The 26,112-nt window shown below is 42.9% G+C and carries 27 protein-coding genes and 1 tRNA gene; 13 read left to right on the top strand and 15 right to left on the bottom strand.

From position 1 onward, the window contains the following. Positions 1-75: 75 nt before the first annotated feature. Entirely contained in the window at positions 76-1,491 is a 1,416-nt protein-coding gene (locus tag ANME2D_RS10620) for a replication factor C large subunit (RefSeq protein ID WP_048091463.1), read from the bottom strand. Positions 1,492-1,548: 57 nt separating this feature from the next. Between ANME2D_RS10620 and ANME2D_RS10615 the strand changes: the two genes are divergently transcribed. Beyond that, a complete protein-coding gene (locus tag ANME2D_RS10615) occupies positions 1,549-2,631 on the top strand; it encodes an MFS transporter (protein ID WP_048091462.1) in 1,083 nt (360 codons plus the stop codon). Here the strand turns inward: ANME2D_RS10615 and ANME2D_RS10610 are convergent. Both ANME2D_RS10610 and ANME2D_RS10605 read right to left on the bottom strand, forming a co-directional pair. After that, the gene (locus ANME2D_RS10610; RefSeq protein WP_048091460.1) at positions 2,597-3,160 is read right to left on the bottom strand and encodes a GMP synthase subunit A; all 564 of its coding nucleotides are present in this window, start codon (positions 3,158-3,160) and stop codon (positions 2,597-2,599) included. The genes ANME2D_RS10615 and ANME2D_RS10610 overlap by 35 nt on opposite strands. A gap of 5 nt (positions 3,161-3,165) precedes the next feature. Next, entirely contained in the window at positions 3,166-3,357 is a 192-nt protein-coding gene (locus ANME2D_RS10605; RefSeq protein WP_048091458.1) for a hypothetical protein, read from the bottom strand. Positions 3,358-3,448: 91 nt separating this feature from the next. On the opposite strand from ANME2D_RS10605, the gene ANME2D_RS10600 reads away from it, so the two are divergent. Further along, positions 3,449-3,520, top strand: a tRNA-Gly gene (locus ANME2D_RS10600). Here ANME2D_RS10600 and ANME2D_RS10595 read toward each other — a convergent pair. Continuing rightward, complete coding sequence (locus ANME2D_RS10595; protein ID WP_052368834.1) at positions 3,521-4,723, bottom strand: LUD domain-containing protein; 1,203 nt, start codon at positions 4,721-4,723, stop codon at positions 3,521-3,523. 376 nt (positions 4,724-5,099) lie between these two features. On the opposite strand from ANME2D_RS10595, the gene ANME2D_RS10590 reads away from it, so the two are divergent. Next, positions 5,100-8,636: an S-layer protein domain-containing protein gene (locus ANME2D_RS10590; protein ID WP_157834067.1), complete on the top strand. Its 3,537-nt coding sequence runs from the start codon at positions 5,100-5,102 to the stop codon at positions 8,634-8,636. Positions 8,637-8,663: 27 nt separating this feature from the next. On the opposite strand, the gene ANME2D_RS10585 is transcribed toward ANME2D_RS10590, so the two are convergent. Beyond that, the gene (locus tag ANME2D_RS10585; protein ID WP_048091454.1) at positions 8,664-9,833 is read right to left on the bottom strand and encodes a citrate/2-methylcitrate synthase; all 1,170 of its coding nucleotides are present in this window, start codon (positions 9,831-9,833) and stop codon (positions 8,664-8,666) included. Positions 9,834-9,956: 123 nt separating this feature from the next. On the opposite strand from ANME2D_RS10585, the gene pheA reads away from it, so the two are divergent. The 3 genes from pheA to ribB are packed head-to-tail and all read left to right on the top strand — an operon-like array spanning position 9,957 to position 12,154. Next, entirely contained in the window at positions 9,957-10,760 is an 804-nt protein-coding gene (gene pheA / locus ANME2D_RS10580; RefSeq protein ID WP_048091452.1) for a prephenate dehydratase, read from the top strand. 57 nt (positions 10,761-10,817) lie between these two features. Continuing rightward, complete coding sequence (locus ANME2D_RS10575; RefSeq protein ID WP_048091450.1) at positions 10,818-11,465, top strand: winged helix-turn-helix domain-containing protein/riboflavin kinase; 648 nt, start codon at positions 10,818-10,820, stop codon at positions 11,463-11,465. Further along, a complete protein-coding gene (gene ribB / locus ANME2D_RS10570; protein ID WP_048091448.1) occupies positions 11,462-12,154 on the top strand; it encodes a 3,4-dihydroxy-2-butanone-4-phosphate synthase in 693 nt (230 codons plus the stop codon). Before ANME2D_RS10575 ends, ribB begins: the two co-directional genes overlap by 4 nt. 27 nt (positions 12,155-12,181) lie before the next feature. Here the strand turns inward: ribB and ANME2D_RS10565 are convergent, their stop codons facing one another. Beyond that, on the bottom strand, positions 12,182-12,556 hold the full coding sequence (locus tag ANME2D_RS10565; protein ID WP_048091446.1) for a MarR family transcriptional regulator: 375 nt from the start codon (positions 12,554-12,556) through the stop codon (positions 12,182-12,184). Between the two features lie 197 nt (positions 12,557-12,753). Between ANME2D_RS10565 and ilvE the strand changes: the two genes are divergently transcribed. Beyond that, positions 12,754-13,626 (top strand): branched-chain-amino-acid transaminase, encoded by an 873-nt coding sequence (gene ilvE, locus ANME2D_RS10560; RefSeq protein WP_048091444.1) that lies wholly within the window; start codon positions 12,754-12,756, stop codon positions 13,624-13,626. Positions 13,627-13,631: 5 nt separating this feature from the next. Here the strand turns inward: ilvE and ANME2D_RS10555 are convergent, their stop codons facing one another. From ANME2D_RS10555 to ANME2D_RS10545, 3 genes are all read right to left on the bottom strand, one after another. Beyond that, the gene (locus tag ANME2D_RS10555; RefSeq protein ID WP_048091442.1) at positions 13,632-13,838 is read right to left on the bottom strand and encodes a hypothetical protein; all 207 of its coding nucleotides are present in this window, start codon (positions 13,836-13,838) and stop codon (positions 13,632-13,634) included. Between the two features lie 82 nt (positions 13,839-13,920). Then, entirely contained in the window at positions 13,921-14,862 is a 942-nt protein-coding gene (locus ANME2D_RS10550) for an SDR family oxidoreductase (protein ID WP_048091440.1), read from the bottom strand. Between the two features lie 52 nt (positions 14,863-14,914). After that, positions 14,915-15,391, bottom strand: a complete 477-nt coding sequence (locus tag ANME2D_RS10545) for a GNAT family N-acetyltransferase (RefSeq protein ID WP_048091438.1) — start codon at positions 15,389-15,391, stop codon at positions 14,915-14,917. 119 nt (positions 15,392-15,510) lie between these two features. Here ANME2D_RS10545 and ANME2D_RS10540 point away from each other — a divergent pair, with 119 nt between their 5' ends. Genes ANME2D_RS10540 through ANME2D_RS10525 form a run of 4 tightly spaced genes read left to right on the top strand, consistent with a single transcriptional unit; the run spans position 15,511 to position 19,550 of the window. Continuing rightward, on the top strand, positions 15,511-17,595 hold the full coding sequence (locus ANME2D_RS10540; protein ID WP_048091436.1) for a minichromosome maintenance protein MCM: 2,085 nt from the start codon (positions 15,511-15,513) through the stop codon (positions 17,593-17,595). A gap of 8 nt (positions 17,596-17,603) precedes the next feature. Continuing rightward, positions 17,604-17,888 carry a DUF424 domain-containing protein gene (locus ANME2D_RS10535; RefSeq protein ID WP_052368883.1) on the top strand — a complete coding sequence of 95 codons (285 nt, stop codon included), beginning with the start codon at positions 17,604-17,606 and terminating at the stop codon, positions 17,886-17,888. Continuing rightward, complete coding sequence (locus tag ANME2D_RS10530) at positions 17,885-18,544, top strand: hypothetical protein (RefSeq protein WP_048091427.1); 660 nt, start codon at positions 17,885-17,887, stop codon at positions 18,542-18,544. Before ANME2D_RS10535 ends, ANME2D_RS10530 begins: the two co-directional genes overlap by 4 nt. Then, positions 18,537-19,550 (top strand): coiled-coil protein, encoded by a 1,014-nt coding sequence (locus tag ANME2D_RS10525; protein ID WP_052368833.1) that lies wholly within the window; start codon positions 18,537-18,539, stop codon positions 19,548-19,550. Before ANME2D_RS10530 ends, ANME2D_RS10525 begins: the two co-directional genes overlap by 8 nt. Here ANME2D_RS10525 and ANME2D_RS10520 read toward each other — a convergent pair. Continuing rightward, positions 19,540-20,649 carry a TIGR04013 family B12-binding domain/radical SAM domain-containing protein gene (locus tag ANME2D_RS10520; protein ID WP_048091424.1) on the bottom strand — a complete coding sequence of 370 codons (1,110 nt, stop codon included), beginning with the start codon at positions 20,647-20,649 and terminating at the stop codon, positions 19,540-19,542. The genes ANME2D_RS10525 and ANME2D_RS10520 overlap by 11 nt on opposite strands. 128 nt (positions 20,650-20,777) lie before the next feature. Further along, positions 20,778-21,305, bottom strand: a complete 528-nt coding sequence (locus tag ANME2D_RS10515) for a hypothetical protein (RefSeq protein ID WP_048091421.1) — start codon at positions 21,303-21,305, stop codon at positions 20,778-20,780. 394 nt (positions 21,306-21,699) lie between these two features. Here ANME2D_RS10515 and ANME2D_RS10510 point away from each other — a divergent pair, with 394 nt between their 5' ends. Continuing rightward, entirely contained in the window at positions 21,700-22,083 is a 384-nt protein-coding gene (locus tag ANME2D_RS10510; protein ID WP_048091419.1) for a GxxExxY protein, read from the top strand. A gap of 323 nt (positions 22,084-22,406) precedes the next feature. Here the strand turns inward: ANME2D_RS10510 and ANME2D_RS18705 are convergent, their stop codons facing one another. Together ANME2D_RS18705 and ANME2D_RS10505 are read right to left on the bottom strand one after the other, a co-directional pair. Continuing rightward, entirely contained in the window at positions 22,407-22,634 is a 228-nt protein-coding gene (locus tag ANME2D_RS18705) for a toxin-antitoxin system TumE family protein (RefSeq protein ID WP_277812940.1), read from the bottom strand. Between the two features lie 274 nt (positions 22,635-22,908). After that, the gene (locus ANME2D_RS10505) at positions 22,909-23,319 is read right to left on the bottom strand and encodes a hypothetical protein (RefSeq protein ID WP_157834066.1); all 411 of its coding nucleotides are present in this window, start codon (positions 23,317-23,319) and stop codon (positions 22,909-22,911) included. Between the two features lie 334 nt (positions 23,320-23,653). On the opposite strand from ANME2D_RS10505, the gene ANME2D_RS10500 reads away from it, so the two are divergent. After that, positions 23,654-24,694 (top strand): alpha/beta fold hydrolase, encoded by a 1,041-nt coding sequence (locus ANME2D_RS10500; RefSeq protein WP_081810239.1) that lies wholly within the window; start codon positions 23,654-23,656, stop codon positions 24,692-24,694. Between the two features lie 17 nt (positions 24,695-24,711). Here ANME2D_RS10500 and ANME2D_RS10495 read toward each other — a convergent pair whose 3' ends face one another. Further along, on the bottom strand, positions 24,712-25,140 hold the full coding sequence (locus tag ANME2D_RS10495; RefSeq protein WP_048091411.1) for a hypothetical protein: 429 nt from the start codon (positions 25,138-25,140) through the stop codon (positions 24,712-24,714). Between the two features lie 83 nt (positions 25,141-25,223). Further along, positions 25,224-26,078, bottom strand: coding sequence for a ribose-phosphate diphosphokinase (locus ANME2D_RS10490; protein WP_048091409.1), 855 nt, complete (start codon positions 26,076-26,078; stop codon positions 25,224-25,226). Positions 26,079-26,112: the final 34 nt, after the last annotated feature.

Genomic DNA, 26,112 nt, shown 5'->3' with positions numbered 1-26,112 from the left:
TATCTTAGGTTTAGATGAGCAGGGAAACTTATTTTTAATACTAACCCCCACTCCCCAACCTGCTCATCTTATTCTTCAAAAATCAAATAACGACCGCTGGGGTTTAACCTCCTTCTTAACTTCGACCTCTGGTTTTTCCTCTTGATCTTCCCCACTAACCCGGGATTCCTGTATCCTGGCCCCAAATCCACCGAATAACTCTATCTCATGCTCTGTCTCTTTTTCTATAAGGGACTGTGCATCATTGTATATCTTCTGAACCTTTTTTGTTACAGATTTTGATTCTATCAGGAATGCAATTTCCTCTGGCTCAAGGGTAAGCAGGGCCGCAACTGAAGGTGCATACTTATCATCCTTCATCATCATCCTGAAAAAAGACAGCAAATGTGAACGGGTATAGCTCATTGATACATGACAGTAGGCTCCGATTTTTTTTGCGGTCAAATCGCGTATGCTCCTTGTGCCCTTTGTCTGCCCGAGCTTTTTCCATAAAGAAGGAGACTGGAACTTTACGAATCCTGTGTAACGGCGGGAGCGCGCGGCTACAATACCCGCGGTCATCATAACACCTGCATACCTCCACATGTTGTAATTCTGCCTTCTTCTGACCCTGCCTAAAAAGAGAGAGGCCCTGGAGAGATTACGGTAACCTTCCTCAAGGTCATCTGCCTGCGTATATTCAAGAGGCAGGTTCTCATCCACCCAGTGAATAAAGTCCTCAGGGTTCTCATCAAGATTAAAAGTAGCCTCATGGGCCTTTATGATATCCACTCCTTTGAAGATCTTTGCCATTACCTTGAATATGCTCTCTTTAGTATCCCTCTCACCTGTAGTGATATCATCAGGTTCGATACTTGATCTTCCCTGGGCTACAGCCTGCAAATCGTTTATTGCACTTCGTAGATCACCGTTTGCATTCCCTGCGATCTTCTCAAGAATAGCAGATCCGCATGTTATGCACTCTGCCTCAGTGATTTTCCTTAATACAGGGATCATAGAGCGCGACATTACAGCATTGAACTGGATGGGTTTGCATACACCCCGAAGCCCTGCTGACATATCATATAGTTCATTTGCAATAAGAATAATCGGCTGTCCTGTTTCCTTTATCAGTCCAATAATCGCCCTCTCCCCTCCCCTGTCCGCATTGCCGTGGATATTATCAGCCTCATCCAGTATAACAAGCCTTCTCATACCGCCCAGTGTGCTCATCTGAGAAGCAGAACCGGCTACTCTTTCAATTATAGCGGCTGTGCGCTGGTCACTTGCATTTAGCTCGATCACTTCCCATCCCATCTCGTTTGCAAGTGCATGGGCTGCTGTAGTCTTGCCTGTACCCGCTCTTCCATACAGAACAACCGCCCTGTCCCCGGGGATTCCCTGCTTCCAGCTCTGTGCCCAGAGCCTGAGTTCCTCTATCGCCTTATTATGGCCTGCTACCTGTGAAAGTATCCGGGGGCGGTATTTCTCTGTCCAGTCAAGTGATGTCATGATTGTGGTTTTATAAACTGTACTCCTTAAATACGTATCTTTTCATTAGATTCGGTTATGAGACTTAACATGATCCAGCTTTTCACCAACTCTGCTGTGATGATGTCAAATCTTTTTATTCCAATTCTTGCGCATGAATTTGAAGCATCAGGGATTGAGATCGGTATAATCGGGGCAGCTTATGGGGGAGCACTTTTTATCTCAACGTATATCTTCAGCAGGGCAGCAGATCTATTCCCTCCAAAGACACTTTTGTATGCAGGTTTTTTAAGTGCTTCTGTAACTTTTTTTCTCCAGATATTCGCATACGATCCCCTAAGTCTCGGTGTAGTACGGGCATTGGCCGGATTCAGTGCAGGGGTCTATCCTGCTGTGCTTGTGCTCTATGTATATAATTTAAAGCGGAGTATCGGGAAGTTCAGTTCATTCATGCCCCTTGGCTGGGCTGTGGGGAACCTGTTAGCCGGGATCATCGCTGTTTACTGGCAGATCTTTGCTATTGCATCGCTACTATTCGCCTCATCGTTTTTGGTTACATTAACACTGCCTGGTACAGAGGTGCATACGAGAAAGAAAGCAGATTACTTCTCCCGCGATATCCTGAAAAAAAACTGGGGTATATATTTTTCATTCTTTCTGCGCCAGATAGGAGCAAATAACGTCTGGGTAATCTTTCCCTTATATCTTGCAAGTCTTGGGGCAGATAAACTATGGATCGGGATAATATATATGCTGAATCCGGCCCTGCAGTTTCTCATTATGAGGCGGCTTGACAGGTACAACACTGTCCGTCTTATTCATGCAGGAGATTTAATCTCAGCCGTGGCATTTATATCACTTATACCATTAACGATATACTATCAGGCTATCTTCGGAATGGTACTGATCGCTTTTTCCTATTCATGCCTCTATGTAGGTTCTGTCCGCCTGCTTATTGATACAAATGAAGAAAAAGGCACAGCATCTGGGTTACTTAATTCAGCAATAGCGTTTTCAACAATAATCGGTTCTCTCCTGGGGGGAGCCATATTAGAATATTATGGTTTTCAGGGTGTGATGGCAATTGGGGCTTTTTTTGCTGTGCTGGGCTATGCAGTCATCCGTTTTAAAAGCTCTGGCATATCTCAAAGAAGTTATTGAGCAGGTCATTTCCGCGCTCTGTATGTGAGACCTCAGGATGCCACTGCACGCCATATAGCGGTTTTGTCTTATGCTTCATCGCTTCGATCTCACAGATCTTTGAGCGCGCCAGCCTTATAAAATCAGGAGGAAGAGAGGATACTTCATCTGCATGGGATGCCCACACTTTTGTTTTCTGACCCAGGCCTTTCAGGATATCATCTTCTTCAAGTATCTCTATCTCAACCGCAGCATAGCCTCCAGCAGCTCCTGTCCTCACCGCACCGCCGTATGCCTGCGCCATCACCTGGTGCCCGAGACAGATGCCCAGAACAGGCAGATCGATCTCCTTTACGTATAAACTGCAATTGCCCGAGCGCTCAAGTGAAGGCCCGCCGCTTAATATAAGTCCATCCGGCTCTCTTGATAGTATCTCCTCTATGGAAGAGGTGTTTTTCATCAGCTCTGCTTCCTGATCCAGATCCCGCACAGCGCGGTGTATCAGGTGGCAGAACTGGCCATAATTGTTAATTACTATGATTTTTACCATAAATATTATTTTGATTTATCCGGAATCTCTGCAAGCTTAAATCCTGCAATACCCATTATAATGACAAAGATAAGCAAAGCAGCGGTGTAGCCATAACCTGTTGATGCAGGCATGATGAGCTGTGCTGCAATAATCAGCATAATAAATACCGCTACAGAAGCAACTGCTGTTATGATCTCAATATACATCTTCTTCATAATGCGCTATACTATGAGTACAATAAGTTAAAGATTTGCCAGACCATGATAAAGCTTTTTATGGTGGAATGCACTATTAGGGCTAAGACACGCACCGATGGTCTAGTGGCTATGACTTGAGCCTTCCAAGCTCATAACTCGGGTTCAAATCCCGATCGGTGCATCATTTGTTTGCGGTTTTAAGTCTCAAAAGCATCTGGTAGTACGCCCATATCATATGCGATTTTAAAAAATAATAGATATCCGAAGAGATCCCTTTACTTCTTATTCTTTTAATTATTGCAGGTATATCCAGTCCCAGCGGGCAGTTCTCTTTGCACCTGCCGCAGGTCAGGCAGAACTCAAGCCTCTCATCTTTTTCATTATTATAAAGGGAATAGTAGGCAAGACCCTTTCCACCCAGGTAGTTATCCCTGGCGAACTCATTACCAATAGTATTATACATGGGGCAGTGGAGCAGGCAGTTCCCGCATCCTATGCACAGCAGGAGGTCTTTAAATCCATTCCCTGCAAGCTCGGTCCTCCTGTTATCAAGCAATACTAAGACTATTTCAGAAGGGTTGTGAATCCCTTTAATAAATTTCTTCTCAACATCAGCGGTCTTGCTCACGCCGCTTATTACTTCAACAAATGATGGTACTATTGAGCCTGTGGCACTGAAGCTCAGGATTTTTATCATGTTCATAGCTGCTTCAATATCAGGATAGATCTTGTCTATTGAGGTCACAACTATATGTTTTTCCTTCCGCATCACCTCATAGATGTTTCCCTCATTATGGGTCATCATAATCGAGCCTTCCTCTACGGTTATGGCATTCGCCCCTGTGATTCCCACTCTCGCATCATTGAGATTGGAGATCACATCCTCCCGTACTATCTGTACGATCTCCTCAGGGCTCTCTTTTATGGGTTTATTGTAGTACGTGGATAGTTTCTTAGCAATCTCTCTTGCCGAGAGATGGGTCACAGGCCCTGTGGGGTGGGATGGTCTTGCATTCAGTATCTGTAAGATCCGATCTCCAATATCGGTCTCAATGACTGTCAATCCCTTTCTCTCAAGGGCTCTGGTTAATTCTATTTCTTTTGTGACGTTTGATTTGGATTTTACAATATGTTTCTCATGCCCTGCTTCATCGAGAATAACATCAACTGCTTCCTGCTTCTCTCTGACAGGATATACCTTGATGCCGTTTCTCCTCAGATTATCAATAGCTTTGCTCAGAAGTATTTCATTTCCCACACAGAGTTCCCTTGAGGATTTAAGCCTCTTTTTTCTTTCTTCAAAGTCCGAGGGCGGATTCAGGCTCTGCCTTTCCTTTACTGAATTAAAGGCTTTTCTAAGGGCTATAACTTCTTCATAGTGCATAATCCTCTCTTAACGTAATGCAGCCGGTTATTAAGAGCACTAATTCCTGTGTTTAATTATATAGCTTTTCTAATACTGAGGAACCCATCCAATAATTAGACGATTAACAACGAACTCAAAACGAACTTAAACGAACTCATCAGCTCGAGTTCGTATCAAGTTCGTACCAGTTCGTTGTTTATATTAGCTGAACCACATCCGAGTCTGAGATGCGATATAGTTGAACTTTCTCATACCAGATGCTGAGGCACGGAAAGCTTTTTGATATATTTGAAAAATTGGAATTATTGAATGGGCTCGATAATTTTATCAGTATACTAATTATCATGATTTCAAAATCTATTTATTTAAATAAATCCATTATTCATTGTTTGATATGATGAAAAAAACTCTGTTTTTATTGCTGGTAGCCTTTTCTTTTGTGTATATAGGTGATGCGCAGGAATGCATGGATTGCCACGTATCTGATATGCCGATCCCCTCTCCTGTTTATCCTGCAATTAACGCCTCTTTTTTTGGATCTCATATAAATATCAATACAGCAGATGCCGGTCTCTCCAGCAGCGACTGCACAGGATGCCACTATAATGTGAACACCTCAAGTATACCGCATGGCCCTGTATCAACCTATACATGTGAGGACTGCCATCAGCAAGGGAGCGCTCTTAGAGTTAACAATCATCTGAAAAATGCCAATATCTCTGTGAATGTTCAATGCTATGACTGCCACAGCAAGACCTCGTCTCTTTTTAAGTATAGCGCCAGTGCCAGCGCAGCCCATTACGGCATGAATGCGGGTTTTGGCATATCTCCTGGAGAAGGATACTGTGCATACTGCCACCAGAACTCCTCGACTGTTTATAAGGACGTGATGCAGAACCCGAACAACATACTGGTAGGCAATCATACATCTGATATCACCTCCATCTATCCGCTGCATCCTGCTGGCAGCCCAAACTGTACAAACTGTCATGGACAGGATAAGCTACACGGAACAAATATAACCAGACCTTTAGCAGATTCCGGGTTCTGCAACAACTGTCATTTAAATGACAGGATACAAAAGAATAAACATGCTGGAAAGGTTGAGTGCATAAGATGCCATTCAGAGGTACCATCAGATGTTCATAGTATCAAGTATATATTACCGAACGGAAGCTATCAGGGCATAAATGCCACAAAGTGCGGAAGCTGTCATGTCTCTAATTTTAGCTTTAGATTACCGTTTTCTGCTGCAAACTGCACCTCCTGCCACCAGGGAAGTGGACTTATTAAGTTCGCCCAGGCCCCGATCATACCCACACCTGTTAACCACAGCACAAATCCCTATTCTGGAGCCCTGTGGAACGGCTCACAGCCAGCGTACTGGAGCAATGCCAGCCAGCAATCAAGCTGCGATTACTGCCACGGAAATACTCTTCACGATCCAGAGGCATTAGGAAAAGTAGAGAACATTCGATCTGGAAATATGCCAAATCAGGGTATAACCAGTACAAGCTACTGGTGCGCCAACTGCCATTACAGCAATGGCGCATCGGGAAACTACTTCTATAATGCTTTTTCCTTTTACCCCGTCCCACCTGAGATCCAGAATAAGACTGGCATTACGCCTGCAGCAGCAAATGACGGTACATCCTTTTTTAATCACTCCCTCGGTGAATGGTCTGATAAAACATGCCTACAATGTCACGGTAATTCCTCACAGCTTACAACCGCTTTATTTGTTCACAATGTTGCCGCAGGTGGAGGAGGAGCAGACTGTGCCTCATGTCATGATATCAAAGCCACAGGCGGGCCTCTGGATAAGAGAATAGATATTGCGGCATTTAATAACAGCGTACACTACCGCTTAAATAGAGGCGGCAACAGCGCATGCTGGGCCTGCCATGGTAATGGAGCAGAGCCAGATGGACACCCGCCTGAATATAAATCGCCCAGGAAGTGCAGTAATGATGAATGCCATTCCTTAAACCAGAAATACCGTGCTCCCATGGTATATTCCCATTTTAAGAATGCCAGCCTGAATGATAACCCTGGTAACGCTGTAAATCTTAATGTCACTACAGGGAGCATCTGCGAGGAGTGCCATGCTAATAGTGTGAAGACTCAGGGCAAAAACATGAGATCTACCGCATCCCACTATGCTTTGCGTGAACTGCCTGATAGCATAAACTGCATATACTGCCACCTGAATAAAGAAAATTCAGAAAAATGGGGAAATGCTACTTTAATATACAAGAATAGAACATCTCTGGTTGAACTTGACAGGGAGAGGAATAAGTTCAGTGTCAAAGCCGGAGATTTTATTGATTTAGGATTTAGATTCAGGCTAAAACTGCTGGAGATCTCCGTTGTAAGAGGGAATGCGATCATCGAAATTCTCAAAGATAATGTACCCGTGGATAGAAGTCTTATAAACATTGGGAATTACACATATGAAGAGTATTTTACCATAGACAACTCAAGCGTAAAGTTACCTGCGATTGTGCTTAATGTCACAGAAATTTTTAAATCAGAAAATACAAGCTTTATCCAGTTTGAAGGCTTCAGATTGAAAAGGGTTCATGCTGAGAACAATACAATCTCATGTTATTTGTGCCATGTCTACGCAAGACCAGAAATAAGACTCAGGGTAATCGAAAGAGTTGATAGAGACAAAGATGATATTTTCTATACAAGGGAGCTGGCTAATTTTACAAATAAAAAAGAGTACAATGAAACTACTGCCCTCCTTATATTAGCAAACATTACCGAAAATGATATGTATATAAATATAGAATCAGGAAAGCGTAAAGCCATTTTTGAGGGCGAGAGATGGAACATCTCAGAAAATTTCAGCCTTTTATTAAAGGCAGTGAACACAGAAAGCGATGAGGCTTTCCTGCAGCTTCAGGCCGGGAATCTCTCTTATGAGGATTTTGTAGGAAGGGGTGAGGTCTTTGAATACACGCCAGGCATAAACTACACCGGGTACCAGTCAAAGAATATCACCATTTTCAGTGCAAAGGTATCTGAAATCATCCAGACAAAGCCAAAAAATATGGTGGTTTTAGAGGAGGTTGTTGCTCTATCTCCTGATATTAAGAAAATTATGGAAAATGAGACAATAGAAGGCTACAATGCAGGCTGGCTCTGGGAAAATTCCACGCTGGTTGCAGGAAGAATCCCGCAAAACTTTCATTCCCCGCAGATCTTCGGTGGAAGGGACGGCGGCGGGGATTGCCTCTCATGCCATGGAACTGAAGGCTTTGTAGAAAAAAGGATAGATTCGCTTGGCAGACATAAAACCCTGAACGGCGGAGGAAATAACGCCTGTCGTGCGTGTCATGGTGGAGAAGAAGGTACCAAAACACATCCAGTTGGCTATAAGACCCCGAGGGATTGCAGAAGCTGCCATGCCGCAACACGGGATAATTATAACGCCGTGTATATAGGTGATGAAGAGCATAAAAATGAGAAATGTGAGGCCTGCCATGTACCCAGATCCCATGATATAATCGGATTTAACATGCTGCCTGCTGTTAAAGATATATCATTGCTTAAGCAGGGGAACAGGACTATAGTAAAGGCTCTTGCAGTGGCAGGATACAAGATGAAGATCAGAGGTGCGAGATATTACATTGATACTCCAGAAGAGAAAATTTTGATGAGTCCTGTTGATGGGATATTTGATTCCCAGACTGAGGAGGTCTTTGCTGAGATCGAAATCTCAAACATGTCACCTGGAAAACATGTAATATATATCGAATCCATGGAACGAAATGATAAGTGGGGAATTCCTGCATCACTTGCGTTTACACGGGAAGGTGCGGTTCTAAGAGTAGAGAATGATAAAAAATTGAGTTACGGCACGTTTCCCCTTCTCGGGATATTAGCTGCCTTTCTATTAAGAAGATTGGTTCAAAAGAAATAGGAAATAACATCTGTATAGTCCCTGTGACTACCGCTTCTCAACAGGCACATACCTGCATTCCTGTGGCCCACAGTACCTTCCAATATAATCAGCTTCTGGCCTGTACAGGGCAGGCTCTGGCTGTGCCTGGGCAAATTTCTCTTCTATAATATGCGCACACCATCCTGAGACTCTTGAGGCAGCAAATACCGGGGTAAAAAGGTCAGGGTCAATCCCCATCATGTAAAAGACCGGTGCGCTGTATAAATCTATATTGGGATACATGTCCTTTCCTTTGCGTTTTATTAATTCACTTCGGACTACATCTTCTACCTTTTTAGATAGATCAAACCATCTTGTATCTCCGGTTCTTTGCGCCAGCTTCTCTGAGATATCACGCAGTATTTTAGCGCGCGGGTCCATAATCCTGTAGACAGCATGACCCATGCCCATAATCCTCTCTCCGGCATCCAATCTTGTATTTACCCATTCCTCAACCTTATCAACATTATCAATCTCAAGAAGCATTTTCATTACCTCGGTATTAGCGCCGCCATGGAGTTCACCAGAGAGCGCACCCAGTGCAGCGCTCACACATGCATACATATGTGCACGGGTTGAGGCTACTTCCCTGGCTGTAAAGGTAGAGGTGTTGAATGAATGATCAGCATGAAGAATCAGACAGATATCAAAATACCTGGCTATCTGCATATCAGGGGTCTCTCCGGTCAGCATATACAGAAAATTCGCTGCTATCCCAAGCCTTTTATCTGGCTTTTTTATATCAAGGTTCTTTCGGATCCTTTCCCAATAAGCAACCAGTGTTGCCACTCTGGCAATAAGCCGGATTGATTTTCCCATATTTGCTTCTCTTGTCTCAATTCTTGCTTCCTCATCAAAATCAGCAAGCATCGGTATTACAGATTGAAGTACGTCCATGGGATAGGCTGTTTTTTTCCTGTTTTTTAGATGTCTTATAATCTCTGCCGGAAGCTGTCTTTCTGAGGTTAACAGATCAGTGAATATACCTAACTCTTCCTCTGCAGGAAGGGTCTCATAGAGCAGCAGATAGGCTACTTCCTCAAAAGTTGAGTGCTCAGCCAGCTCCTCTATGTTGTATCCCCTGTAGAGCAGTTTACCTCTCTCACCATCTACGGCGCTTATTTTAGTGTCAGCCACCGAAATCCCCCTCAATCCAATATTTTTAATCTCCCGCATGAGTTCAGTTCTTTTCTCCCTGATTCTAAAATCCCTGCTTTAAAATAGGGTTTTGTGGCTATTTAAGTTTTTGATGCAAAAATGTAACAAACTATTTCTTTTGCTCATCAATATATAGGCAGGATGATAATCGGAACATTAGGGCCTGAAGGTTCATTCACAGAAAAAGCAGCAAAACAATGGAATGATAAAGCAGAGCTGCGGTATTACAGCGATATCATGGAAACAGTAGATGCGCTCACAGGAGGGGAGGTGGATTACAGTATTGTACCTATCGAAAATTCACAGGATGGCTCGATTACGATCACATTAGACTTACTCATGGAGCAAGAATTGCAGATCGTGGGCGAGATAATAGTCCAGATCAGGCACTGTCTTCTCTCAAAGGGCAGATCCGGGGATATAAAAGTAATTGCATCCCATCCCTCAGCATTAGCCCAGTGCAGGAAGTTTATTAAAAAGAACTTTAAGAATATAGAAGTGCGCTCAACATTGAGTACATCTCAGGCTGCAAAACTGGCCTGCGAATCAAAGGATATTGCCGCTATCGCATCCAGGGAATCAGCACATAGATACGGATTGGATATACTGGCCGAGGACATACAGGATATGAACGAGAATTACACACGGTTCATTGTTATAGGGAAGAATATACCGCCTGCTACAGGTAATGATAAAACCTCGATCATCGTATACCTTGAAAAAAACAGGCCTGGCGCGCTCTATGAGATTCTCGGGGAATTCGCAGATGCGGGCATAGATTTAACCAAGATTGAATCGCGTCCAACAAAAAAAATCCTCGGAGATTACCTGTTCCATATTGACTTAAAAGGGCATATAGAAGAGGGGATCATAAGGGATACACTTGGTAGAATAAGGAGCAAGATAGGGATCAAAATACTCGGCTCCTATCCTGCAGCCCGATGAAAAGTTTTATCTCTTCTAAATCTCATAATTGGATAGCATCTCAAAAATGAGGCGATTATGGACATACTATCTCTTAAAAAACTTGCAATGCTCGGGGCACATAGAAAACCTGTTGAATTATCATCGATTGAATTCGCATTACATATAGATTCAAGCCCTCAGACAGCAGCGCGAAAGCTTAAATATCTTGAGGATGAGAGGCTTATCGCAAGGCAGATCCTGCACAGCGGACAGCTAATCACAATAACAGAGAATGGTCTTGGGGTACTGCAAAAAGAATTAAACGATTACCAGGAGATATTCTCAGGGAACGGGAGTAAGAAATTCTTAAGCGGGAAGGTAATTACAGGATTGGGTGAGGGGCAGTACTATATCTCTCTTGAAGGGTACAGGACGCAGTTCATTGAAAAGCTCGGATTTGACCCGTACCCCGGTACATTGAACATAAGACTCGATACCTCCAGTATTGGAATCCGCAAAGGGATAAGCGCGAATATCAAGATATCGGGTTTTACAGACCAGAGCAGAACCTTTGGCAGGGGTTCTTGCTTCAGGGTCATGGTTAAGGATATAAGGGGGGCTGTAGTCGTTCCTGAGCGCACGCATTATCCAGAGGATATAATTGAGATAATAGCACCTGTAAACCTGAGAGAATATTTAAACATCAGTGACGGCAGCATTGTTAAGGTGGAGGTTATAAAATGAGTCTTGAGAAAGCAATTGAATCAATACGCAAGGGTAATATGATACTTTTATTTGATGATGAGGACAGAGAAGGTGAAACCGATCTGGTAATACCGGCGCTGAGCGTAACCCCGGCAGATATTGCCCGCATGAGGCGTGATGCAGGCGGACTTATATGCGTTGCAATTCACGGAAAAGCAGCGGAGAAATTAGGGCTGCCCTTCATGTCCGATATCCTAAGCAGCATCTCTTTAAACGGCCACAGGCAATTGCGTACACTTGTGGAAAAGAAAGGCGATATTCCCTATGATTCACGCTCATCCTTCTCACTGTGGGTGAACCACAGAGGCACTTTTACAGGTATAACCGATAATGACAGGGCTCTTACTATTAATAAGATGGGTGAGACTGTGTACAGGGTATTAAATGGGGAAAAGATCGATTTTGGAAGGGAATTCAGATCACCAGGCCATGTTGCACTGCTCCGCGCAGCAGCAGGTCTCCTGGATGAGCGGCGCGGACAGACTGAGCTATCGATACAGTTAGCATTAATGGCCGGGATATGCCCCTCAATGGTAGTATGTGAGATGCTTGATGAGAGAACAGGAAAAGCTCTCTCTAAAGAGGATGCAAAGGAGTATTCCCTTCGCTATGATATGCCATTTATAGCAGGGAAGGATATCATGGAAGCGACTCTGCATCGCTTATGATATATCAGTTCCCCACTCCCTGGAAGATTATCTACTCAATTCTTTCAGGCGCTTGATGCTTGCCATCATTGCCTGTGATTCCTTTCTCTTCTGGTTCTCCAGATATTCGATGATCTCATCAATACTTGTCTTGAGCTGGTATATCTTATACGGGCGGCCCTTTCCTGGTTTTTTCTCCTCTCTCTCTGCAATCCAGCCAAGCTCCTCTAACTCACGCATGGCTATACTGACCTCAGGTTGCCTAAGATCAGAACCCATTTCAAGGTCTCTGGAAGTTACTTCTTTGACGTTCTTTAGATATGTTAGTACTTTTGCTACGTTTCTCTTTAGTCCTAGTTCGATCAGGGTATCGGCGAATTCTTCATCGGCTTTATCGAGTACATTAACTGATAGGCTTTTCATTATATTTCACCCTATTTTTAAATGCTTCCATTGAATATAAATCTTACGTTTTAATAAATTCGATAAAAGAAAAGTTATTATAATCCAGAAACTGTTTTTAGACCTGAGAATGTCCAGAGCTAGTTGTTGTACAATACAGCTAAAGCCTCCATCAAAACACATATATCTAACGTTTTCCTTATGTGACCGGGATATGCATGGAATTATTAATTTATTTCAATGGAGAATTCGTGCCAAAACACGAGGCAAGAACCTCTATATACGATCACGGTTTCTTATACGGTGATGGTGTTTTTGAGGGCATCAGGGCATACAACGGCAGGGTATTCAGGCTCGATGAACATCTTGACAGGTTGTACGATTCAGCAAAGGCGATAGACTTAAAGATTCCTCTCTCAAAAGAAGAGATGAAAAAGGCCATTATAGATACCTTGAAGAGGAATAATCTAGAAGATGCCTATATACGCCCCATTGTTTCACGAGGGGATGGTGATCTTGGTCTTGATCCAAGGAAATGTCCCAGGCCCAATGTATTCATCATCACGCAGGAATGGGGCGCCATGTATGGTGACCTGTATGAGAGAGGTCTTACTGCTGTTACTGTTGGTATCAGGAGGAATGCACCTGAGGCCATGCCACCTAATATCAAATCATTGAATTATCTGAATAACATCCTTGCTAAGATCGAAGCCAATGTAAAAGGCGGGGATGAGGCAATAATGATCGATACATGCGGCAATATCTCAGAGGGCTCAGGGGATAATATCTTTGTTGTAAAGAATGGCAGGATCATAACCCCACCCACGCTTAACAACCTGCGAGGAGTAACAAGGGCTGCAGCAATAGAGCTGGCTATCAAAGAAGGGATAAGAGTATTCGAGACCAATATAGGTCTGTTCGATATTTATACTGCAGATGAGGTTTTTGTAACCGGTACGGCTGCTGAAATAGCACCTGTTACGAGGATCGATGGACGCTTAATCGGAGATGGAATACCTGGTCAGGTCACTAAAAAGTTAATGGCTGCCTTCAGGGAATTGACCATGATAGAAGGCACGCCCATTGTTTAGTTGAACTATAATTCCCTGACGACGTGTATATTCGCGAACGGTATATAGTGTTTCTTCCCTGCATATTCTCCCTCAAGCGGATAAAACACCAGGTACTGCTCATTATGTTTTATTTCTATGACGTTTGCATTTGTGACCCATTTATCAAACGTCATTTTTCCATCTTCGCCAACATACCTTCTGGACTCTATTACGTATTTTCTATCTGGCATAGCCTACCTCCTGTAGTTATAGATGATACCTTAGACATAGAAAAATACCTCTAACTATAAAAACCTAAGTTCAAATTTTTCATTACAGCCTGTCATATGGTTCGGTTCTATTCTTCCTGCGTGCCAGTTCACTGGTGTACCGCATACCAAGACCGGTGGAATTCTCCCTGATCCATTCGGTCAGCTTTGTCTCACCTGCAGGTGGTGAATCTGTGCAGAGCAGATCAGCCATCAGACCCTCGATCTCATCCCGGGTGATCGTTACGTCCCCAACTATCTTACCGATGAGTGCCCCGACAAAGTAACATGCAGCAGGTGAGACAGAAACAATCGGCCTGCTTTTACCTATGATATTGCCTATTTCCTCAACCAGGCCGCGATACGTGAATGTCTCCGGACCGGTTGCATCGATGATGCAATTCTCGGTTCTCTGTCCCTGCTCGACTGCCAGCCTGGCCAGGTCATCAACATATATTGGCTGTAAACGGTAATTTCCATCCCCGAATACTCCAAACACCGGGAACCTTCGTAAAAACCATGCTATATTGTTTATCAGGATATCCTCTTTTCCAAATAAAACAGTTGGCCTGAGTATTGTGTATGTTAATCCAGATTCGATCAGTGCACGTTCTAATTGTGCCTTGCCGCTGAAATACTCAAGATGGGAATCTTCTGAAGGGTTTGTTATGCTGATATGAACTATTCGTTTGATCCCTGCCCTCTTTGCAGCATCAAACAACCTGAGAGTATTATCGACAGCAAATGAATGTGTGAAATCCGAATGATTAAACCTGACCCAGTAGGTATTATAAAGAACCGAAGCTCCATGCAATGACTCAATGAGTTTTTCGGGATCATCGAAATTGTACGGGCAGGCTTTTACCCTGTCACCAAACGGATTAACACGGGCAGGAGAATTTGTTATGGTGCGTACCTGATATCCAGCATCAAGTAAGCGCCTGGCGATATATTTTCCAGAGTACCCAAAGGCACCTGTCACAACATGGGTCTCATTGTTAGACATATCAGCAGTCGTAGTTAGCTCTCTATTCTTTAAAAGACTATCTGCACCGCAATTATCTCACCTTTATCCTGAAGAAAACCTCATCAATCCCAAAGTGCAGCCCCTTAATTACCCCACATTCCTCAAACCCCATTCTCTTGCTGATTGAAATAGAGGCTTTGTTGTTAATACGTGTCGAGGTGATTGCATAATCCTGGCTCATCTGTTCTTTCTTGCAGATCTCAATGAATTTTTGCAGCATCTTGCTTCCAATTCCAAGCTCACGGTATTCGGGCAAAACCACGATTCCATTAAGATAATTTACATTATGCGACCATCCACGGATATAGCCAAAGGTTCCAACAACTCTACCACCGAGTAGAGCCACCCACAGCGTCCTATTTTTTTGTTTCTCTGATACTGCTGCAACAGCCTCATCTTTAGATCTATAGAATTCTCTGAATGCTTCAAAATAGAGTAAAGCTGCGACTTGCACATGCTCTTCTTTTGCTAAAACAACCTCAATTTCGGATGCGACACTGGACCCCAATTTTACACCTGCTTTTAAAAGAGAGTTACAGCACCAAATATTTATCCTCCTGGATACCTGCACAAGTACTGTCTGTAGTTCGAAACCTTGATGTACCCCTCTGTCTTAAGTAGTCACAAATGGCACAATCATCGCATCAGGTCTGGGAAGATTTCTTCAAGCGCTATTACTGGGAGAGTATACTTGACCTTGCCAACCATTACCCTGAAAAGCGCAGCATGTTCGTTGAGTTCTCTGATATTGCACGATATGATATGGAGCTTGCAAACGAGCTGCTTGAGCACCCGGATTCTGCATTGGCACATGCAAACGAAACCTTAGTGAGAATCGACCTACCTGCGGATGTTGAATTTACCAATACCCATGTAAGGATCATCAAGCTGCCAGAGCGCGTACAGATAAGAGAGCTTAGAAGTGTTCACATCAACAAATTCATAGCTGTATCAGGTCTTATCAGGAAGGCGACCGAGGTGAGACCCAAGATCATCAATGCAGCCTTCAGGTGCCAGAGGTGCGAGCATGTAACAGTAGTGCATCAGAGCGAAGGCAAATTCATTGAGCCGTATGAGTGCGAAGATGAGATGTGCGGCAGAAAAGGTCCTTTTAAGCTTGTTCATGAGGAATCTGAGTTCGTGGATGCGCAGAAGCTGAGGGTGCAGGAATCGCCTGATGATCTGCGGGGAGGCGAGCAACCCCAGACGCTTGATGTGGATGTTGATGATGACCTTGCCGGGATCGTAGCTCCGGGTGACCGTGTGGTGGTCACCGGGATACTGCGCTCGTATCAGAGAAGCACACAGCAGGGAAAGAGTACCTTCTTTGATCTCGTGCTTGATGGGGTATCAATTGAGATAGAGGATAAAGAGTTTGAGGATATCGAGATATCAAAAGAAGAGATTGAGGAGATCCTTGACCTCGGGAAGGACCCGCAGGTTTACAGCAAGGTAATCCACTCAATAGCGCCTTCGATCTACGGCTATGATGAAGTCAAGGAGGCCATGGCTTTGCAGCTTTTCTCAGGTATGCCAAAATCCCTGCCCGACGGCACCCGAATCCGCGGCGATATACATATCCTTCTTGTAGGTGATCCGGGTGTGGCGAAATCTCAACTCTTACGCTATGGAGTAAGACTTGCGCCGCGCGGAATATACACAAGCGGGAAAAGCTCAACATCAGCCGGCCTTACCGCGACTGCTGTCAAGGATGAGTTTGGAGAGGGAAGGTGGACGCTTGAGGCTGGTGCGCTTGTACTTGCAGATATGGGTCTGGCATGCGTGGATGAACTTGATAAGATGGAATCAGATGATAGAAGTTCGATGCACGAGGCCATGGAGCAACAAACTATAAGTATAGCCAAGGCAGGCATTATGGCTACATTGAAATCGCGCTGTGCACTGCTCGGGGCTGCAAATCCAAAGTTCGGGAGGTTTGATCGGTATGAACCTATTGCAAAGCAGATCAATATGCCTCCTGCCCTTATGTCGCGCTTTGATCTGATCTTCATCCTGACAGATGAGCCCTCAGTCAGCCGGGATACCGCAATCGCGGAGCACATACTCAAAGCACATTATGCAGGCCAGCTCTCGATCAGGAGGGATAATATCATTAATTCTGGCATAACACTGGATGAGATAACAAGCGCCATGGAGGTGATACAGCCCGTTATCCAGTCAGGCATGCTCAGGAAATATATAGCATATACAAAGAGGAATATCTTTCCTATTATCCAGGATGATGCCAGGAAGCAGTTGATCGACTTTTACCTCGGCCTGCGAAAGCAGGGTGAAGATCCCAATTCTCCAGTTCCTGTGACCGCCCGTCAACTGGAAGCCCTTATCCGCCTTGCAGAAGCAAGCGCACGTGTCAGGTTGAGCAATATCATAACAAAAGAAGACACAGATCGCGTTATCAGGATTGTGATGGCAAGCCTGAAACAGGTCATGACAGATCCTGAGACCGGCAGGCTTGATGCCGACATTATTAATGTCGGAATGGGCAAAAGCCAGAGGGATAGGATTAAAGTATTAAAAGAGATAATTAGGAAACTTGAGGGAGAATATAAGAGCGCAGTTCCCCTGGGAGATATTATATCAAAGGCAGAAGAATCAGGTATTAAAAAAGATACCGTTGAAGATATGATACAAAAATTAAAGACCGTTGGAGAGGTACTTGAAGTAACAAATGAGCGGTTTAAGGTCGTTTAAATATGTATATGAGAAAATATGAAACAGAGGGTCAATTTATTGTAGCCATCTGTGATAAGGATATTATTGGAAAAAAATTCAAGGAAGGTGAGCTTGTCCTTAAACTGGACGAGGGCTTCTATAGAGGTAGCGAAGCCTGCGAAGATGAGGTTAAAGAAGCACTCCTGTGTGCCACAATCGCAAATATTGCGGGCGAAAAAGCTATTGCCTGTGCAGTTGATTGCGGATGCATAGATACTGAGAACATTATATTTATACAGGGTATACCTCATGCCCAGATGGTACGAATATGACTGAGATAATGGACAGCGAAAGATTAATTGAACTGGTTATCGATAAACATAACCGGTTTCTTGAAACGTTTAATTTTGAGTTCTTTGAGCTTGAGAGCAGATCAAATGCTGCTAAGCAGCAGCTCGATACAATCAAGAGAGAGATAGAGACAGCCGAATCAAGAATCGCTGTTCTTAATGAAAAATACCACCTGCTTTTCCACCAGGCCAAAAAACAGAGAGAAGAGTTATTTGCTCAGGTAATTGACAGGATGCGCGCTAATAAGGCAGCCAGTATCCATGATACAATACGTACAACTGGAAGAATAGAGGAATTAGAGAAAAAACTCCAAACCTCAAAAAACATTGAAGATGAAGAGAAAATGATAGCTGAGATTAAAAAATACCTCTGCGATTTTGAATCTGCGGCAGGGAAAGCTGGAATAACCGTAACATGCAGAGGAATTACAGATATATTAGATGAAGCTAATTCTTCTCATAGAGAGCTACTTTCACTTCAGGGTAGACCAAAGGAGCATGCAATCTCTGCAAGAGATCATGAAAAACAGATCAACGAAAGTGAAGGGCGCATTCGATGGTTAAAACACAGGATCGAGAGCCATAACAGTGCTCTTGCTTACTGGATGAAACAAAAGGGAGGGATCAAGGTTGACTGAATCTGATAATATGCAGATGGAGAATATCCCGGGCACAGTCAATGCCCAGCAAGAGCAGGTTGATGATGTAAGAGCACAAGATGTGGCGGCGCAAGAGATACCCAAACTTTCAGAGCGGGAATTAAAAGAAAAGATCAACATTCTCAGGCAACGATTGGATAAAAATGATAGAGAACTGAGAACCATTTACAGGGAGATCTCACTTCATAATGAAGGAGGTCAGGAATTAAAGGCCAAGCGCGATGACCTGAATGCGCAGGTTAGAGAGATGTCTCTTAAAGCTTCAGAGCTGCGAAAGAAGCGTGATGAAGCAAATGCAAGGATCTCAGAATTAAAATCCGTGCGGGAAGAGCTAAAGGGCAGGGGGAAGGAATTCAGTGAAAAGATCGGGGATCTTAAAAAGACACGCGATGATCTGAATAAGACTGCAAGAGGCAGGGTTGAGACACTTGAGAGAGCATACAGTGATGAGCTCAATATGCTCCTGACTGCTGATATCCCTCTTGAGCATGAGATTAATATCTATAACCGCTTAATCGAACTGGGCTCAAGATTTGATGCCACGAAAAAAGCCAATGAAATCCATACTGAGATATCGGAAGAGTATAATAAAGCAAAAGATATCTATACAGATGTGGATTCCATACATGCGCAGATCCAGATCCTGGCACCGGAATCCCAGAAATACCATGAAGAGATGATCGCACTTTATAATGAGATCGATATAATCCGAAAAGAGGCAGATTCTTATCACTCCCAGTTATCTGAAAAATATAAATGCATAGCTCCGCTTAGGAAGAAGATAAACTCTCTTAAGGCTGAGAATCCAAAACTCAGGGATGAGCTTGGGATATATCTTGAGCAGATGAAGGATATACAATTAGACAGGGATGAGAGGAAAAACGAGGGGAAAAGAGAGCAGGCAAAGGAAAAATTCCAGAAGAGCGGACGCTTAAGTCTTGATGAGTTCAGGCTTCTTGTTGAGAACGAGGATATTAAGCTTTAGACCATACACCTGTCGCTTTCCCATGAAGCGCAAGCTCACCCATCATTCTATCCACCTCTCTGGATAATGGAGACGGCAGGGTGTTCTCAAGCGCTGTCCCGGGCAGGGGCATGAAATAGTGGGAATGTACCTTTGCTCCTTTTCCGGTCAGCCATTTAATAAGCCTGAGAGTATCAAGCTGGTCCTCTTCTGTCTCATAGGGCAGGCCGAAGATGAAATCCACTACAGGTATAAATCCATGCTGCAGGCACCTCTCAGCTCCGATGATAATGTCCTCAACTGTATGGTTCCTGTTTATACTATCAAGTATCCTCTGGCTTCCAGACTGACCGCCCATGCTGAGCGTTCTATTGGCGCAGTGATCTGATACAAGCTCAAGGAGCCTTTCATTTATGAACTCGGGCCTCACTTCAGAGGGAAATGTGCCAAAAAATATGCTCCTTCCGGGCAAAGCCGAAAGTAGCGCCTCGATCTTTTCAATTCGCGGATGAATCCCATCAGAGCCGTATGCAAACGCATTGGGGGATGTGAACCTTATATCCCTTAAAAATTCTGCATGCCTTGCGATCACATCAATGCTGCGGTGCCTCATCCGATGGCCGAAGAGTTGCGGGGTCTGGCAGTATGAGCAATTGAATGGACAGCCGCGGCTTATCTCTATGCTGCTGTGCATCATACGGGGGTCAAAAGGCGGATACCTGTCCAGATCAATATTATCTCTTTTTCCTGTGAAGATGATGCTGCCTTCCTTTTTAAAAGCGATACCTCTGATCGATGATGGCTCCCCTCCTTTTTGCAGCACGTCTATCAGTTCAGGCAGTGTCTCCTCACCTTCCCCTGTGACCACGTAATCGAAAAACTCAAGTGTCTCATCGGGGCGCGCAGATGGATGAGGCCCGCCTGCTATGAATATTGAATTCGTTTTTGATTGCTCCACCTCGCGGAAGATAGATGCAGCCTGGGTTGTTGCAAAGCTGTAGATCATTATACCATCGCAGGGCCGCCGTACAAGGTTAGATTCGGGAAGAAGGGGCATCAGGGCTGCGATGCTCTGCATGTTGTGTTTGAAGTAGCGGAAATTGATGTTAGATATAGGCATGAGAGGCTTTTAGATTATAGAATATTAATAAGCATAGTGGAAAACTGCTGGATAATAATAAGTAGCTTAATTATATATTTAATAAATAGAATAATATAATTATTATATGATACCAACCTAGAGATGAGTTATGGTGCATCAGTTATACTTGACCTTTTTTTATCTATCCAACCTTTCAAAAACCAGCCTATAACTGCAGCAGCAATTCCCACAAATGAGATTACCAACCCAATTCCAAGGTTTCCCAAATTATTCTCTGATCTTACTAACAGTGCCCTATTATCTATAGTATAGGTCATTGTTAGACCGTTGTATTCTCCAACTATATCATAATATTCTTTGTATCCTTTTGGAATTTGAATAATAACATTTCCGTACTCATTAGTCGTATATGGACCACTAAGAAATCTTCCTCCCCCATGTTCAAAAACTTTTAGAGTCACATCTGTTAGAGGCAATTTCTCTATAGAAATTGTCTTTACTAATAAAAAATCTTCATTGGAGAGTTTTTCGGTCTCAATGTAGAAATAAGATGGCGTCCCCACTGAGAATGTAAAAATTGGAATTATTACTGCCATTATGAAGGTAATTACAATCATCAAAATAGTAGCAATTGGTGATACTCTTTCCTCACATTTTTTAATTTTTTGTTTCATTTTTTAACTTTATCTTATTGTGATTATATTTATAATTTACTTTTCTCAGCAGACTATTTATCCATAGCGTCAAGATTAGCTTGGATTTTATAAATAATCATCAATAAATGCCTTCCACACTTGCTTCTACCCCTAAAATGGATTGAAGAGCAGGTATCAATTCGCAGGATGGACCAGTCTTCTCCAAAACTTTTATGATATTTTAACAAATATCAAACACTTTCACTCTGCTTGGCATTACTAAATAAGATTTAGAATTAATATTGTATTAGATATAAGTCTGTAGCATTCGATTTCAATTGAAAACGAAATAATACTGGCCTGAACTGGAAATTTCTGATAAAAGAGTTCGTTCAGTTCGTTTTAGTTCGTTGTTTATCTTGCACAGAGGGATATGATGGAATTAATATATAAACAAGAGTTTTATGACATAAAATCAGCCTGTATAGCCATAAAAATTGAACTTGGTCTTGGATTCTTAGAAAAGGTATACGAAAACGCTCTAAAAATTGAACTTGAAGATAGAGGTTTCATAGTCAAGCAACAATTCCCGATTCAAGTTACTTATAAAAAAAATGTCGTCGGCGACTACTATGCAGATTTATATATTGTAGATAAAATAATCGTTGAGATAAAGGCTGTGTACGAAATAACAAGCATACACAAAGCACAAGTTTTGAATTATCTGAAAGCGACAGGGATTAAACTTGGAGTTTTAGTTAACTTTAGTAGAGAAAGAAATACAGTGGACATTGAACGGATACCAAATTTAATTTAAAAATAATAAAAATATATTAATAAAAACAACGAACTAATACGAACTGTTACGAACTCCAGTTGATTTTGTTATCAGTTAAGATTGTCCAATTTAATACATTGAAAAAATATTTATCTAAAAGTCATGTTATACTTCGGTATATCTATTTTGTCACCTTGCTGATTTTCCAGATAAAGTATACGTTCATTCATGTGTGTAGTGTATATACACTACACAACCTTTTGCCTTAGAGGAGGAGGCTATATTGGGGCGGAGCCTAAGCCTTTTTCATAAAAAAATAAGGTGGTATTTTAAAAAATTACAAGACTAACTTGACGCTATGGCTATTTATCCAGTTTCCCGCGCACGAACTGAGGTACGCATTTCATATTTTCCTCTATAGTACTATCGATTTTCGTCACCGTATCCTCTGCTACATGCTCTTCTTTTCCAATATGCATATGTCTTGGATACGTTGAAAGATTGCGGTGATGAGGTGCTGTATCTATTCTTAGTATTCTATCTTTAAGTTGCCAGTGAAACGAGTACTTAGCTTCAACCGGGTATCTTATATCCGTATTTTAGCCATCAACAAAAACAAGCCTTACTTTATCGCTATAGATTATTGGCGCCTCGCTCAATATATCAGAAAAAAAGAAGAGTTTCTGTTTCTGTACCTCTTATGTATGGGCTTACTGTTGATGTCTTGGATACTTCAGATGTGCTGTGTATAGATCCGCCTTTAAAGTTATATTTAGTAGATTTGAGTATATATAGAGATGCTGGGGCTGGTGAAGGTCATAGGGTACTTACCAATACCCTTCTATAACCGTTGGCAACTTTCTTTCACCCTCCTATGTCAAATAAGCTCTTGATGCCTTTTACGTTCATACGAGTCTGGAGACCAAGGTTGTTTTTCATGTAACTATTGATGTCCTCACTAATATTTCTCAGATGGTATAATGCAATGTTTTTATTGCTGTTATAACCACCATCAAACCATATTTCCTCCATTGTTAAGTCAACTTTTATGCAGAAGAGTTCCATTATTGCGTCCATTCCTTCATTGCCCAGTCTTATTTTTTCAAAATGCTGCAGCGTCTCATGGTCTGGAATCTGAATACAGGAGTTACCCTGCTTCAACAGTACTACGAACTGATCCGACTCCCAGAATGCCATCTGCAATATCTTACCGTTCATAGGCTTGATATTGATTACTCCTTTTGGGAGAGCATACTGGGTCTCCCGAGTTCCCATAAACTCCGTTTGATACCATGCTACGGTCTTAGACCCCGTTGGACTCACAGCACCTTGCCGTGTCGCATAGCTCTCTGCTATATTCCAAGACTGGAGATGCTTAATATCGGTGGTGTGATTGCTGCCTTCCGTTACACAGATAACGTCGGCTTCCAAGATCTTCGGAATTTTCACCTGCTGGCGAGTATGAGCTTAGCTCGGCGCGCCCGTGTCATCCGTGCTCAAGACTTTCAACTCTGTGGCTCATTTCTTCCATCCTTCACAAAACTTCTTTTATGCTGGAAACGTATATTGAGGTATTGGGTGAAATGTCACCTGATAAAAGGGGGGAGAAATGATGGTTATTAACATGGATCATGTCCAGATAATGAAAAATGAATTTTTCAACGCATTGGAGGGTATTTTCCCTGCTATTGAAGTGGGAAAAACACCTCATGAGGTAGTAGATGAGGACAGGCGGTTAAATTTTAAGCTTCTTCGGTATGCAAAGGAAAAAGATAAAGGTAGAACTTTACTCGTTATTCCACATATAATAAACAGACCTTATATCCTTGATCTCAATGATGATGTCAGCGTTATAAGAGAGTTCATTGAATGTGGCTTTTCAGTGTATATGCTTGATTGGGGCTATCCAACAGTGGAACAGAGAGATGTCTCCTTTTCAGATTATGTACAATATCTGGACAGAGCAGTGGATATTATATGTAAGGAGAGAGGGATAGAAGCAGTCTTGGCCCTGGGATACTGCACAGGCGGCATAATTTCCCTTATGTACACCTCTTTATATCCGGATAAAGTGGAGCGGCTTATTCTGATGGCAACTCCTGTGGATTTTTCCATGTGGTATGATCCAAGGATACTGTGGCCAAAGATACTTAATGCCCGCGGCATTGTGCCTCTTTTCGGCAATTTTCCCGGCGAGTTAGCTGTCCTTTTTGGCCGCAGTTTGTTTATGTACTCTCTTCCATTTTTCTCCAGGAGCCCGCAATTCAATAGAGAGTTTCGAACTTATGAATCATGGCGGGATGCTTTAAGAACGAATAGATGGCTCATTGATACGCCGATGGTACCAGGCTCTACTTATACTCAATTTATTGAGGATTGCTACCAGCGCAATTTGCTCATCAATAATAAGATGAGGATCGACTCTCAGATCATTGACCTGAGAAAAATTCGCAGTCCAATACTTAACATACTGGCTGAATATGACCATCTTGTTCCTCTATCATCAGGCAAAGCGCTAAAAGATGTCTATTCCGGGAAGAGCTATGAAGAAATCGTCTTCCCTTCCTCTCATACCGGTCTTTCTGCGAGCAGGGATGCACACCTGAACCTGTGGCCGAAAGTATGCGAATGGTCAGGACGGACTGATTGACCACGTATAATCTTCGGTCATTCCCTCTCAAGCTTATCTGACAGCAGCATGCTATTTACAGCAACTTCTTTTTTTCTGTCTTTACCCTCCATCAGCTCGAAGAAAGATACAGTCCTCTTGCCAGCTCTCCTGCGGCTGAAGAGTATCTGTCCGCCTCTCTCCATGTATGCCTTATACACATCCTCAAACTGCTCTTTTTCTTCATCGTTCAGCTCGATTGTTGTTATGTTTCCCGATAACTGGTTAATAGCCTTAAGCACGTTGATCTCACGTACACGCTTAAGTTTATCAGCATCCTGCATGTCATCGGTAACATAGACGCTCTGCTTTAATCGGGGCGACCATGCTACGGTCTTCTTCGTTATCTCGATAAACTCGATTGGAACATATTCACCTGGCTCAGGCTTTACGAAATGTTTGATAAGATGATAGCTGGTATCGGACATAGGATAAATTATTACTTCACCTACTGATACTTATATATCATTTTGGATGGTTGAAATTTTCTCTGCAAAATCTGGGTGATAGCTTAAATATTTTTAATTACAGATGCTATTACAGGAGCAACGCTTACAACGCTTACACCTTTATCTAAAGTATCTGTTGCAATAATCCCCCTCACTCCTGCCTTAAATAATTTCAGGATTGCACTGTTTGAGAGAACAGGATGCACACAGGCTGCAAACACCTCACGGGCACCCTGGCTCCGCAGCAGGGATATTGTCTCTGCCATCGTTCCTCCTGTTGAGATGATATCATCGATAATAATTACATCCCGTCCCCTCACTTCGATACTCTTGGGTTTTATGGATACAGCCTCCCCGCTGATGCGGGTTTTTTCAAGGAAATCATAATCAATACCTAAATTTGAAGCCGCACTTCTGGCCAGAGGGATGGCTCCATCATCAGGGGCTATAATAAGAGGATTTTTAAATTTAAGATTTTTTATATATTCGCCGATCATTGGGGTTGCATCAAGGTTAACTGCCTCTGCGTCAAAATAATCAAGGATACTCTGCGAGTGGATGTTGATAGTAAAAACACGGTCAGCCTTAATTGCCCTTGCCATTGCACGGGCGCTTATCGGCTCACCCCTCTTGAATCTTTTATCCTGGCGCGCATAACCCATATACGGAATGACCACATTGATCCTGGCTGCTTCGCTACATGCATCGATTAACTGAAGCAGTGAGATAAAATCTGAATCGCTCACCGTACTCTGGATTATCGTGATATCATGAGTAACATCAAAATCATCCAGTACACGTGTGTATAACTCTCCATCAGGGAATCTCCTGTATTCACTGATCGGCAGATTATATTCTAGTATCTCCGAGACTCTTCCTGCAAGCAATTGTGAAGCAGGGCCACCGATAATATTCAATGCAATACCTCACGCCTGTAATAGATATAAAGAA

This window comes from Candidatus Methanoperedens nitratireducens, assembly GCF_000685155.1.
In the GTDB taxonomy this organism is placed as follows: domain Archaea; phylum Halobacteriota; class Methanosarcinia; order Methanosarcinales; family Methanoperedenaceae; genus Methanoperedens; species Methanoperedens nitratireducens.
The sequence above is the reverse complement of the archived record's forward strand: the minus strand, read 5'-3'. Positions and strand labels throughout refer to the sequence as shown.

Bases quoted from the DNA above. Each gene is read 5' to 3' on its own strand.
- ANME2D_RS10620 (WP_048091463.1), bottom strand. From the start codon at position 1,491: ATGACATCACTTGACTGGACAGAGAAATACCGCCCCCGGATACTTTCA.
- ANME2D_RS10615 (WP_048091462.1), top strand. From the start codon at position 1,549: ATGAGACTTAACATGATCCAGCTTTTCACCAACTCTGCTGTGATGATG.
- ANME2D_RS10610 (WP_048091460.1), bottom strand. From the start codon at position 3,160: ATGGTAAAAATCATAGTAATTAACAATTATGGCCAGTTCTGCCACCTG.
- ANME2D_RS10605 (WP_048091458.1), bottom strand. From the start codon at position 3,357: ATGAAGAAGATGTATATTGAGATCATAACAGCAGTTGCTTCTGTAGCG.
- ANME2D_RS10595 (WP_052368834.1), bottom strand. From the start codon at position 4,723: ATGCACTATGAAGAAGTTATAGCCCTTAGAAAAGCCTTTAATTCAGTA.
- ANME2D_RS10590 (WP_157834067.1), top strand. From the start codon at position 5,100: ATGATGAAAAAAACTCTGTTTTTATTGCTGGTAGCCTTTTCTTTTGTG.
- ANME2D_RS10585 (WP_048091454.1), bottom strand. From the start codon at position 9,833: ATGCGGGAGATTAAAAATATTGGATTGAGGGGGATTTCGGTGGCTGAC.
- pheA (WP_048091452.1), top strand. From the start codon at position 9,957: ATGATAATCGGAACATTAGGGCCTGAAGGTTCATTCACAGAAAAAGCA.
- ANME2D_RS10575 (WP_048091450.1), top strand. From the start codon at position 10,818: ATGGACATACTATCTCTTAAAAAACTTGCAATGCTCGGGGCACATAGA.
- ribB (WP_048091448.1), top strand. From the start codon at position 11,462: ATGAGTCTTGAGAAAGCAATTGAATCAATACGCAAGGGTAATATGATA.
- ANME2D_RS10565 (WP_048091446.1), bottom strand. From the start codon at position 12,556: ATGAAAAGCCTATCAGTTAATGTACTCGATAAAGCCGATGAAGAATTC.
- ilvE (WP_048091444.1), top strand. From the start codon at position 12,754: ATGGAATTATTAATTTATTTCAATGGAGAATTCGTGCCAAAACACGAG.
- ANME2D_RS10555 (WP_048091442.1), bottom strand. From the start codon at position 13,838: ATGCCAGATAGAAAATACGTAATAGAGTCCAGAAGGTATGTTGGCGAA.
- ANME2D_RS10550 (WP_048091440.1), bottom strand. From the start codon at position 14,862: ATGTCTAACAATGAGACCCATGTTGTGACAGGTGCCTTTGGGTACTCT.
- ANME2D_RS10540 (WP_048091436.1), top strand. From the start codon at position 15,511: ATGGCACAATCATCGCATCAGGTCTGGGAAGATTTCTTCAAGCGCTAT.
- ANME2D_RS10535 (WP_052368883.1), top strand. From the start codon at position 17,604: ATGAGAAAATATGAAACAGAGGGTCAATTTATTGTAGCCATCTGTGAT.
- ANME2D_RS10530 (WP_048091427.1), top strand. From the start codon at position 17,885: ATGACTGAGATAATGGACAGCGAAAGATTAATTGAACTGGTTATCGAT.
- ANME2D_RS10520 (WP_048091424.1), bottom strand. From the start codon at position 20,649: ATGCCTATATCTAACATCAATTTCCGCTACTTCAAACACAACATGCAG.
- ANME2D_RS10515 (WP_048091421.1), bottom strand. From the start codon at position 21,305: ATGAAACAAAAAATTAAAAAATGTGAGGAAAGAGTATCACCAATTGCT.
- ANME2D_RS10510 (WP_048091419.1), top strand. From the start codon at position 21,700: ATGATGGAATTAATATATAAACAAGAGTTTTATGACATAAAATCAGCC.
- ANME2D_RS10505 (WP_157834066.1), bottom strand. From the start codon at position 23,319: ATGGGAACTCGGGAGACCCAGTATGCTCTCCCAAAAGGAGTAATCAAT.
- ANME2D_RS10500 (WP_081810239.1), top strand. From the start codon at position 23,654: ATGATGGTTATTAACATGGATCATGTCCAGATAATGAAAAATGAATTT.
- ANME2D_RS10495 (WP_048091411.1), bottom strand. From the start codon at position 25,140: ATGTCCGATACCAGCTATCATCTTATCAAACATTTCGTAAAGCCTGAG.